We start from the raw sequence: 2,116 nt of genomic DNA on the forward strand, positions 1-2,116 counted from the left end.
ACCCTGCCGTGCGTCAGTTGACGCGGAGACTTCGCCATGGAAAACCTGCGCTACCACTATCCCGCCACCCGCCCCGTGCTGCACCGCGCACACGTAGGCGTCGTCGGCTCGGGCGACCTTGAGATCCTGTTGTCGCCATCTGAGACGCAACGCGCGGAAGTTGTGATCCGTACAAGCGTCGACGGTTACGAACACGTGTGGAAAAGCGTGCTCGACCGCTTTTTCTCCCGCTACGACGGCGCCGCGCGACTCGAACTCAACGACTTCGGCGCGACACCCGGCGTGGTCATGCTGCGCCTCGCGGAAGCGGTCGAAGCAAGCGAGGGAGATGCGCCGTGAATGCACACGACACCTTCATTGCACGGCATAGCTTTATCGAACTGACCGCGCGCGAACGCGCCCGTGCATTGCTCGATGCCGGCACGTTCCGCGAATTGATCGGACCGTTCGACCGGCTCGAATCGCCCTGGCTCGCGATGCAAAACGTCGTCTGCCAAGCCGATGACGGCGCCGTGATCGCGCGCGGAACGCTCGGCGGCGAAGCAGCGGTGATCGCCGCGATCGAGCCGGCGTTCCAGGGCGGCAGCATTGGCGAAGTATCGGGCACGAAGATCGCCGCTGCGCTTGAACTGGCGTTACGCGAGTTCGCAGCAGGCCGCTCCATACGCCCGGTGATCCTGTTCGAAACGGGAGGCGTACGGCTGCAGGAAGCCAATCTCGGCCTGGCGGTCATCGCGGAGATTCATGCGGCTATCGTGGCGCTGCAACGCCATGTCCCGGTGGTCGGCGTGATCGGCGGGATGGTGGGTTGCTTCGGCGGAATGTCGCTCGCGGCGGCGCTGTGCAGCCGTCTCGTGATGACACGGCAAGCCCGGCTCGGCATGAACGGGCCTGAAGTGATCGAGCAGGAGGCGGGCGTGGAGGAACTCGATTCACGCGACCGGCGGCTCATCTGGTCCATGATCGGTGGCGAGCAACGCGTGGCCGTGGGTCAAGCCGACACGCTCGTCGAAGACGATACCGATCAGGTCCGTGACGCAGTGCTCGCCGCTTTCGCGGCTGGCGTGAATAAAAGCAACCGCACCGAACAGGTCGATGCGCAACTCGAACGGCTTGGCCGCATCGATCCCGCTGCGATCGACCCGGTCGTGTTGCGATCGCTTTGGCAAGGGAACGCATGATGACTTCAACACGTGGACAAATCTGGTTCGACGCGCTGACGGCGCGAGCTTCATCGGACGAGGCCGGCCCGGTCCGTAGCGCCGACGCCCCGCTGGGCGACACTACCGCGCGCTTTATCGCCGTGGTGCCTGATCCGCAGAACCGCTTCCCGCGCGCGACCGATAACGTCGTGGGCCTCGAACAAGGCTGGTTGCTCGCGCGCACAGTGCGCGAGGCGATCGACGCTGATCGCAACGCTGCGCTCAAGCGGCCGCTCGTCGCTATCGTCGATGTAAAAAGCCAGGCCTATGGCCGTCGCGAGGAATTGCTCGGCGTTCATCTCGCGTGCGCGGCCGCCGTCGATGCCTACGCAAGTGCGCGGTTGGCCGGGCATCCCGTGGTCGCGCTGATCGTTGGACCGGCCATGTCGGGCGCATTTCTCGCGCATGGTTACCAGGCCAACCGGATCGTCGCGCTCGACGCGAGTGGCATTGCCGTGCATGCAATGGGCAAGGAAGCGGCCGCGCGCGTGACGCGGCGTAGCGTGGAAGGCCTGGACGAATTGGGCGAACGCGTACTGCCCATGTCGTACAAGATGAGTGCCTATGCGAAGCTTGGCTTGCTGCACGAACTGATCGCCGGTATCGACGCGGACGCGCCGACCCATGAACATGTCTGGCGCGTGCAGGCGTCGCTGGTTGCGGCCATCGACGATGCGCGCAGGGGCCCTCGCGATCTGTCGTCGCGACTCCAGTCCGCCGACGCAATACGCACCCGCGCGGCGTCTATCGAAGTGCGCAAGCGCATGGCGGAGCAATGGGACGCGCCATGAAGGCGCACGACTTGTTGCGGGTCGCGCGGACTTTTTCGGAAGCCCCCGCGTGGGCCGCGCATTCGCTCGAACGCGCGCCGTTCGTCGTGGTCCGGCGGGCGTCGTCGCTCGACGGCGCGATTG

At 65.5% G+C, this 2,116-nt stretch carries 3 protein-coding genes; all 3 read left to right on the top strand.

What is annotated here, in order from left to right; genetic code table 11:
- Nucleotides 1-36 precede the first annotated feature (36 nt).
- The 3 genes from WCA53_RS07260 to mdcE are packed head-to-tail and all read left to right on the top strand — an operon-like array spanning nucleotide 37 to nucleotide 1,993.
- On the top strand, nucleotides 37-339 hold the full coding sequence (locus WCA53_RS07260; RefSeq protein ID WP_423907426.1) for a malonate decarboxylase subunit delta: 303 nt from the start codon (nucleotides 37-39) through the stop codon (nucleotides 337-339).
- Nucleotides 336-1,181, top strand: a complete 846-nt coding sequence (locus WCA53_RS07265; protein WP_423907428.1) for a biotin-independent malonate decarboxylase subunit beta — start codon at nucleotides 336-338, stop codon at nucleotides 1,179-1,181. Before WCA53_RS07260 ends, WCA53_RS07265 begins: the two co-directional genes overlap by 4 nt.
- The gene (gene mdcE, locus WCA53_RS07270; protein WP_423907431.1) at nucleotides 1,178-1,993 is read left to right on the top strand and encodes a biotin-independent malonate decarboxylase subunit gamma; all 816 of its coding nucleotides are present in this window, start codon (nucleotides 1,178-1,180) and stop codon (nucleotides 1,991-1,993) included. The genes WCA53_RS07265 and mdcE overlap by 4 nt, the downstream gene beginning before the upstream one ends.
- Nucleotides 1,994-2,116 lie beyond the last annotated feature (123 nt).

Source organism: Caballeronia sp., from assembly GCF_049581465.1.
Lineage (GTDB): Bacteria > Pseudomonadota > Gammaproteobacteria > Burkholderiales > Burkholderiaceae > Caballeronia.

What these genes read in the sequence shown, in the direction of transcription:
- mdcE (WP_423907431.1), top strand. Translation starts at nt 1,178, where the DNA reads ATGATGACTTCAACACGTGGACAAATCTGGTTCGACGCGCTGACGGCG.
- WCA53_RS07260 (WP_423907426.1), top strand. Translation starts at nt 37, where the DNA reads ATGGAAAACCTGCGCTACCACTATCCCGCCACCCGCCCCGTGCTGCAC.